The following is a 7,787-nucleotide window of genomic DNA, read 5'->3' on the forward strand; positions in this document are numbered from 1 at the left end:
AGGCGTATCGGAAAAGTCGAAAATTTTGACTATTTCTACAAATGCGGGTCGCTTCCTCGTTAAAAACACTTGAAATCCAAACGGATTCCTGTGTGCTTTTGTCTGGAATCGACTTCGCCTTTGCGAACTGTTCGTCATTTTCGTGGTTTTCCGATAGCGCCCAGACCATCCTCGAAAAGGAGGAGGATACAATGAAACGATACAAACGGGTCATATGTGCGCTGCTGGCAGGTGTGCTGCTGTGCGGCGCGCTGTCGCTTGCTGCGCCGCAGGAGGGCGGCAGCCCGGAAACACAGGCAGAAATTCCGCAGCTCCTGTTGAACCCGGAGGAGGCCGTGGAATACGGCATGAAGGTGAATGACCGGGTTCAGCTGCGCGCGCCGGACAGCACAGAGACAACGGAAGAACCGGACAATCCGGCTGAACCGGGCAGCGGCTCGAGCGAGCAGCCCGAAGCGGATGAAATTCTCTGGCGGTCGGACAATCCGGATGTAGTATCCGTGACGGAAGACGGACTTGTGACAGCACTCGCGCAGACAGAAACGCCGGTCGAGGTCGCAGGACGGCGGGAAAACGGCGAGGTGCTGGTGTGCCGGATTACCGTATCCGGATACGCCGTCACAGGCCTGACGCTGAAGCCGGAACGCAGTACGATGCAGGTCGGCGAAACCCAGACGATTTCGGCGGACATTGAGCCGGAGCAGGCGGCAGATGCCGCGCTGACCTGGCGTTCGGCTGACGAAGACATTCTGACCGTCACACAGGACGGCACCGTGACGGCGGTCGGCGAGGGAACCACCGATCTGTTCGCCGAGGCGGAAAACGGCCTGTCGGCCAAATGTACCATCACCGTATCCGGCTGGCTGCTGACCGGGTTTTCGCTGGAGCCGTCTGCGGTACAGCTGAAGGTCGGTGAGACAAAACAGCTGGCGGCAAAGCCGCAGCCGGAGGGCGCGGCGCTCGGAACTCTGCGTTGGACATCCGGCTCACCGTCAGTCGCATCGGTCGCGCAGGACGGCACCGTGACGGCAAAGGCTGCCGGCACGGCGGTCATCACAGCCGCGAATGCGGACGGCAAAACGGCAGCCAGCACCGTCACCGTCACCGGAACAGGAACCGGGGAAGACAAAGTGACGGCGATTACACTGAACCGCAAAACGCTGACCTTGACGGTCGGCGGCGCGGAAACCCTCAAGGCGACCATTACTCCCAAACAGCTGCAAAACACGCCGATTACGTGGAAATCGAGCAATGCAGCGGTGGCACGTGTCGATAAAAACGGCAAGGTGACCGCACTCAAGGCAGGCTCAGCTGTGGTAACGGCCTCGGCGGGCGGCGTCAGCGCACAGTGTACGGTCACGGTAAAGAAGAAAACCGTTTCGGGCGGAATTCCTTCGGGCGGTACAACAACACCGACGGTACCGGGCAATCCCGGCAGCATATCCGTGCCGACCGGCGTGACGGGTGTGACCGGCGTGACGGGCGGCGCAGGCATTCTGTACCTGCCGGGGACATTGATTCCGGCGGATTCCGTGCGTCAGTACACCATGCCGCAGTACATCCCGGATACGGTTTTTCTGACGATTGACAGCGACATGAGTTCCAATATCGTGTCCATTCTGAGCGTGCTGGAGAGCGCGGGCGTGCGCGCCACCTTCTTTGTACCGGTGGAAAATCTGTATGCTTCGGACGACCTGCTGCGCCATATTGCGGGCGATGGACACAGCATCGGCCTGCTGCTGACGCGCACACAGGCGGAGGCAAATCCGGTGGAGCTGTTGAACAGCGCAAATGAAACGCTTTCCGTCATCACAGGTACGCCGACGCGGCTGGTGCGCATCGCGGGCGGCAGTGCGGGCAATCTGAACAGCGCTGCGGCGCAGGCCATCCGGGCGGGCGGTTACCGCCTGTGGGATTGGAGCACGGCACCGCGCTCGTATGAGGCGGCAGTCAGCGCAATCAACCGCACGGGCAGCGTGACGGTGCGCTTTGACAGCAGTGCAAACACCGCTTCGGTGCTCCAGCAGCTCATGCCATACATGAAATACTGCGGCATTCCGGCGCGCGGCATTGGCGCGGGCGATACGCCGATCTGCCAGACGCCGTAACTGCGTCCCGCGATGTAATTGGGCGCACCGCAGCCGGAGATAAATGCATATGCATCGATTGCCAACGGAGGCACCTGCGGGTGCCTCCTGTTTTTTTCACAGCATCTTTCCGCGCGGCGAAAAACCTGCTATACTATATAATAATGTAAGGACAGGGAAAAACCACTGGGAGGTATCGCGATATGGACACCGGAAAATTGCTGACCGAGAAGGTCGCAGATGATATTGTACGCACGATCATCGGCAAGGAACTGAAGCCGGGCGACAAGCTGCCGAATGAATTTGAACTGGCGGCGAAGCTGGGCGTCGGGCGCAGCACGGTGCGTGAAGCGATCAAGGCACTGGTCAGCCGCAACGTGGTTGAGATCCGGCGCGGCGCAGGTACGTTTGTCTCGGATCGCAGCGGCGTGAGCGAGGATCCGCTGGGCTTGCAGTTCCTGGGGGATACGGCGCGTGTGGCGACCGACCTGCTCGAGCTGCGGTTTATGATGGAGCCGCGGCTGGCTTCGCTTGCGGCGGGCAACAGCACGCCCGAGCAGATTGCGGAGATGATGCAGCTGTGCGATGCCTGTGAGCGCAAAATGCTGGATGGCGAGGATTTTTCTGAGGAAAATACCCGGTTTCATGCGGCAATTGCACGCGCGTCGGGCAATGTAGTTGTGCCCAATCTTGCGGTCATCCTGTGCGGCCCGCCGTCGATGATGCCGGGTACCCCGTCCGGACAGGCACGGGAAGAGCTGGTGCGCACGCACCGGGAAATCCTGTCGGCGATTGCCGCGCGCGACGGCATGGCCGCGTATGATGCGATGCTGCTGCATCTGGCACAGTGCCGCCGCAGCGTTGCGGAGCAGTCGCTCAAATAATAAGCCAACAACAGACTGAAACAGCCTGTGGAAGATCATATATATTAGGAGGGATTCCACATGGAACTCAAGGACATTGAATTACAGACGAAAGAAGCGGTTCTGGAGGTGCTGGAACAGGCAAAGCTCCAGATGGGTGATGTTTTTGTCATCGGCTGCTCGACCAGCGAGGTCGGCGGAGAAAAAATCGGTTCGGCGTCTTCGATGGATATCGCGGACGCGATTTACCGCGGCGCGCATGCGGCGCTTCAGCCGCGCGGCATTTTCCTCGCAGCACAGTGCTGTGAACATCTGAACCGTGCCATTATTCTGGAGCGCGAAGCGGCGGAGGCGTATGGCTGGGAGCCGGTTAACGTGCTGCCGCAGCCGAAGGCAGGCGGCTCGTTTGCCACAACCTGCTGGCAAAATTTTGCTGAGCCGGTCGCGGTGGAGCACATCCGCGCCCATGCGGGCATGGATATCGGCGGCACGCTCATCGGTATGCATCTGCGCGAGGTAGCCGTTCCGGTGCGCATCGCACAGAAGACCATCGGCGAAGCCATTGTCCTGTGCGCGAGAACACGCCTGAAATTCATCGGCGGTGTACGTGCACATTATCAGGAGGACAAGTTGTAAGCACGGCAAAAGAAAGGGCGGCGGAAATTTTCGCAGGAAAATTTTCCGCCGCCCTTTGTATAGTTTGACGGAAAATAAGCCAGAATAAGGGAGTACAAAAGGAAGCAGACGGCAGTTTAGTACGGTGAAATGGTGAAAATACTGTGGAACATTGCCGTCAAAGCACCGGGAGACCCCGGTGAGTACCTGTGCACTTTGCTGAAGCGGAAAGAAATTTCAAATTTTCTGAAAGTTTTTGTTGACATCACGTGCTCAGGGTGGTATTATATACAGGCACTCAACGAGAGCGACACGAAAAACCGAAGAATTTGTTGAGATTACTGGCCGGGAGGCAAAAAAGTGCTTGACAAAGTGGTTTGAATGTGTTAAACTAAATGAGTTGCCGCTGAGAGATCGGCGAAACAATCGAATCAAGTTTGAAAAAAGAAATGAAAAAAGTTCTTGACAAACCTCTGGTGAGATGATATAATAACTAAGCTGCTACGCTGAAAGGCGAACAGCGAAAAGCATTGTACCTTGTAAATTAAACAACGCAAGTTTGAACGAATTACAAACCTGAAATTCTTTTGAAGTTTATACTCAGAAGACCACCGGAAGCTGTAACTTCGGTATAAAAAACAACAGCAAGCCAGCTTAAAGCTGAAATTTGATTATAACGGGCTTTGCTCGTGATAATACAATTTTTAGAGAGTTTGATCCTGGCTCAGGATGAACGCTGGCGGCGTGCCTAACACATGCAAGTCGAACGGAGCACTGAGACTTCGGTTTTTGTGCTTAGTGGCGGACGGGTGAGTAACGCGTGAGCAATCTGCCTTTCAGAGGGGGATAACGACTGGAAACGGTCGCTAATACCGCATAACGTATTTTGCAGGCATCTGCGAGATACCAAAGGAGCAATCCGCTGAAAGATGAGCTCGCGTCTGATTAGATAGTTGGTGAGGTAACGGCCCACCAAGTCGACGATCAGTAGCCGGACTGAGAGGTTGAACGGCCACATTGGGACTGAGACACGGCCCAGACTCCTACGGGAGGCAGCAGTGGGGAATATTGCGCAATGGGGGAAACCCTGACGCAGCAACGCCGCGTGATCGAAGAAGGTCTTCGGATTGTAAAGATCTTTTATCAGGGACGAAGAAAGTGACGGTACCTGATGAATAAGCTCCGGCTAACTACGTGCCAGCAGCCGCGGTAATACGTAGGGAGCGAGCGTTATCCGGATTTACTGGGTGTAAAGGGCGAGTAGGCGGGCTGGTAAGTTGGAAGTGAAATGTCGGGGCTTAACCCCGGAACTGCTTTCAAAACTGCTGGTCTTGAGTGATGGAGAGGCAGGCGGAATTCCTAGTGTAGCGGTGAAATGCGTAGATATTAGGAGGAACACCAGTGGCGAAGGCGGCCTGCTGGACATTAACTGACGCTGAGGAGCGAAAGCGTGGGGAGCAAACAGGATTAGATACCCTGGTAGTCCACGCCGTAAACGATGGATACTAGGTGTGGGAGGTATTGACCCCTTCCGTGCCGCAGTTAACACAATAAGTATCCCACCTGGGGAGTACGACCGCAAGGTTGAAACTCAAAGGAATTGACGGGGGCCCGCACAAGCAGTGGAGTATGTGGTTTAATTCGAAGCAACGCGAAGAACCTTACCTGGTCTTGACATCCCGGTGACCGGCATAGAGATATGCCTTTTCCTTCGGGGACAGCGGTGACAGGTGGTGCATGGTTGTCGTCAGCTCGTGTCGTGAGATGTTGGGTTAAGTCCCGCAACGAGCGCAACCCTTATTGTTAGTTGATACATTTAGTTGATCACTCTAGCGAGACTGCCGTTGACAAAACGGAGGAAGGTGGGGACGACGTCAAATCATCATGCCCCTTATGACCAGGGCTACACACGTACTACAATGGCAGACATACAGAGGGAAGCAAAGCTGTGAGGCAGAGCAAATCCCTAAAAGCTGTCCCAGTTCAGATTGCAGGCTGCAACCCGCCTGCATGAAGTCGGAATTGCTAGTAATCGCGGATCAGCATGCCGCGGTGAATACGTTCCCGGGCCTTGTACACACCGCCCGTCACACCATGAGAGCCGGTAATGCCCGAAGTCCGTAGTCTAACCGTAAGGAGGACGCGGCCGAAGGCAGGACTGGTAATTAGGGTGAAGTCGTAACAAGGTAGCCGTATCGGAAGGTGCGGCTGGATCACCTCCTTTCTAAGGAGACCATGGAGCTTGAAACAGAGCTTTGTAAATTCCTAGGTCAATTCAGGAATGAGTCATTCAAACGAACGTTGTTTAATTTAGAGGGCATAATGCCTTCTACACTGCACCTTGAAAACTGAACAGCGAGAAAACGACAAAGCAACAATAGGAAATTAAAATTGTTATTCTGGGAAATTGCGAAAAGCAAACTGAAATAAAAGGTTTTAACGATCCAATTGTGGCGAAAGTACGAAAGTACTACTACAAATTAGCTATAACAAAAGATAACCGAGATTACTCACAATCTTAAGTTACTAAAATAATTCCTGATCTGACCGGATCAGGTCTTACAGCTGGTCAAGCTGTAAAGGGCGCAAGGGGAATGCCTTGGCACCAGGAGCCGATGAAGGACGTGACAAGCTGCGATAAGCTTGGGGGAGCTGCAAATAAGCATTGATCCCAAGATTTCCGAATGGGGAAACCCGCATGAGAGAAGCTCATGCAGCTCATACTGAATCAAATAGGTATGAGTGGGGAASSGCCTGAACTGAAACATCTAAGTAGGGCGAGGAAGAGACATCAACAGAGATTCCGCTAGTAGTGGCGAGCGAACGCGGAAGAGGCCAAACCTGAGGTAGCAATATCTCAGGGGTTCGGACTGCAATATGTAGTGTGAAAGATAGCTGAACGCTTTGGGAAGAGCGGCGAAACAGGGTGACAGCCCCGTAAGCGACATCGGAAGCACGCTAGCAGTATCCAGAGTACCACAGGACACGAGGAACCCTGTGGGAAGACGGGTGGACCATCATCCAAGCCTAAATACTACCTGGTGACCGATAGCGAAGCAGTACCGTGAGGGAAAGGTGAAAAGGACCCCGGGAGGGGAGTGAAAGAGAACCTGAAACCTTGTGCCTACAAGCACCGAGAGCACGTTCATGTGTGATCGGGTACTTTTTGTAGAACGGTCCGGCGAGTTAATGTATGTAGCAAGGTTAAGTGACTGGAGTCACGGAGCCGCAGCGAGAGCGAGTCTGAACAGGGCGAATTAGTTACATGTATTAGACCCGAAACCGGGTGACCTATCCATGAGCAGGCTGAAGTTGCGGTAAGACGCAATGGAGGGCCGCACCCACGTCCGTTGAAAGGCCGGGGATGACTTGTGGATAGCGAGAAATTCCAATCGAACTCGGATATAGCTGGTTCTCCCCGAAATAGCTTTAGGGCTAGCGTTATGATAGATTACCGGAGGTAGAGCACTGAATGGGCTAGGGGCCGCGAGGTTACTGAACCCTATCAAACTTCGAATGCCGGATAATTGGTTCATGGCAGTCAGACCATGTGAGATAAGTCGCATGGTCAAAAGGGAAACAGCCCAGATCCGCAGCTAAGGTCCCAAATGAATACTAAGTGGAAAATGATGTGAAATTGCTAAGACAACCAGGATGTTGGCTTAGAAGCAGCCACTCATTCAAAGAGTGCGTAATAGCTCACTGGTCGAGTGATTTTGCGCAGAAAATTTAACGGGGCTAAGTATTCAACCGAAGCTCGGGCAATGTTTGAAACATTGGGTAGGGAGCGTCGTATGCGGGTGAAGCGTGATCGGAAGGACATGTGGACTTCATACGAGTGAGAATGCCGGAATAAGTAGCGAGAATTATGTGAGAATCATAATGGCCGAAAATCTAAGGTTTCTTGGGAAGGTTCGTCCGCCAAGGTTAGTCGGGAGCTAAGGCGAGGCCTAACGGCGTAGTCGATGCACATACGGTTGATATTCCGTAACCACCGAAGATGTTAAGCTGAGGGACACTTTCATTAAGTCTGACCCGGGCGATGGTTGCCCCGGGCGTAAGGGACCGAATATAGTAGGGAAGCAGATGGCGTGAGAGGCGAGAAAAGCTCAGTGTATTGTCCAGGTGCCCGTACCGCAAACCGACACAGGTAGATGGGATGAGTATTCTAAGGCCAACGGGATGGTTGTTAAGGAACTCGGCAAATTGGCCCGTAACTTCG

The 7,787-nt window shown here is 54.1% G+C and carries 3 protein-coding genes and 2 rRNA genes; all 5 read left to right on the plus strand.

The genetic code is table 11. The annotated features are described in order from the left end of the window. The first annotated feature begins 191 nt into the window (after positions 1 to 191). The gene (locus CBW42_RS08170) at positions 192 to 2,108 is read left to right on the plus strand and encodes an Ig-like domain-containing protein (protein ID WP_165761106.1); all 1,917 of its coding nucleotides are present in this window, start codon (positions 192 to 194) and stop codon (positions 2,106 to 2,108) included. A gap of 182 nt (positions 2,109 to 2,290) precedes the next feature. Further along, on the plus strand, positions 2,291 to 2,971 hold the full coding sequence (locus CBW42_RS08175; RefSeq protein WP_087019738.1) for a FadR/GntR family transcriptional regulator: 681 nt from the start codon (positions 2,291 to 2,293) through the stop codon (positions 2,969 to 2,971). Between the two features lie 60 nt (positions 2,972 to 3,031). Then, entirely contained in the window at positions 3,032 to 3,586 is a 555-nt protein-coding gene (locus tag CBW42_RS08180) for a TIGR01440 family protein (RefSeq protein ID WP_087019741.1), read from the plus strand. Between the two features lie 680 nt (positions 3,587 to 4,266). Then, positions 4,267 to 5,789 (plus strand): 16S ribosomal RNA (locus tag CBW42_RS08190). Positions 5,790 to 6,132: 343 nt separating this feature from the next. Continuing rightward, positions 6,133 to 7,787: ribosomal RNA gene (locus tag CBW42_RS08195) — 23S ribosomal RNA — on the plus strand; the annotation flags it as partial.

Source organism: Butyricicoccus porcorum (genome assembly GCF_002157465.1).
GTDB lineage: Bacteria > Bacillota > Clostridia > Oscillospirales > Butyricicoccaceae > Butyricicoccus_A > Butyricicoccus_A porcorum.

Excerpts from the sequence above, each read along its gene's own strand:
- CBW42_RS08170 (WP_165761106.1), top strand. The coding sequence starts at position 192 with ATGAAACGATACAAACGGGTCATATGTGCGCTGCTGGCAGGTGTGCTG.
- CBW42_RS08175 (WP_087019738.1), top strand. The coding sequence starts at position 2,291 with ATGGACACCGGAAAATTGCTGACCGAGAAGGTCGCAGATGATATTGTA.
- CBW42_RS08180 (WP_087019741.1), top strand. The coding sequence starts at position 3,032 with ATGGAACTCAAGGACATTGAATTACAGACGAAAGAAGCGGTTCTGGAG.